Below are 628 nucleotides of genomic sequence, written 5' to 3' on the forward strand. Positions count from 1 at the left end.
AGCCGGGCTCGCCGTCACGGCGCTCCAGGGTCGCCGCAGCGCGGCGCTGGTGGCGGTTCATGGTCTCGATGGTCATAGGACCCCTCGGGTGTGTGATCAGGTGGACGAAAGGGACCGATCCAGCGCTCGCAGGCTCTGCATCAGGTCCGATGCGCTGCCGTCCTCATCCCGAGGGTCCGATGCAGCCTTGAAGCCCCCGCCCGCGATCGCGCGGGCCTGGGCATGCGAGAAACCGCCTTCATCCCGAAGGAAGCCCTCGAAGTCTCGAATGGTGCGGATGCGCTCCGCGGCGCGGACGTTGTCCACGCGGGCCGAGCCGTTTGCCGGGAAGGTCACCAGGCTGACCTCCCACAGGTCCGCCTGCTTGACCGTTCGCACGCCGCTGCGCTCGTCGCGCTCGCTCTTCACCGTGATGAAGCCGATGGACAGGCCGGAGATGGCCTTCATCTGCAGCAGCTCGTGCGCCTCGGCGCCCTGGCGGGTCTTCAGCGCCAGCTTGCCCTCGACGTACAGGCCGCGCTCATCCTCGCGCATGGCGGTGTAGACGCCGATCGGCTGCCGCTGGTCGTGCTGCCACAGCAGCGCCGGCATGGTGCCGGCCGCGCGGTGATCTGCCAGCGTGGACTTG

General features: G+C 69.1%; 1 protein-coding gene. It reads right to left on the reverse strand.

The genetic code is table 11. The features are described from left to right. Nucleotides 1-96 precede the first annotated feature (96 nt). Nucleotides 97-628, reverse strand: a 532-nt coding sequence (locus ACFFGY_RS22260; RefSeq protein ID WP_377046736.1) for an HK97 family phage prohead protease, incomplete at its 5' end; no start/stop codon positions are given.

The sequence above is a fragment of the Roseomonas elaeocarpi genome, from assembly GCF_042433915.1.
Lineage (GTDB): Bacteria > Pseudomonadota > Alphaproteobacteria > Acetobacterales > Acetobacteraceae > Roseomonas > Roseomonas elaeocarpi.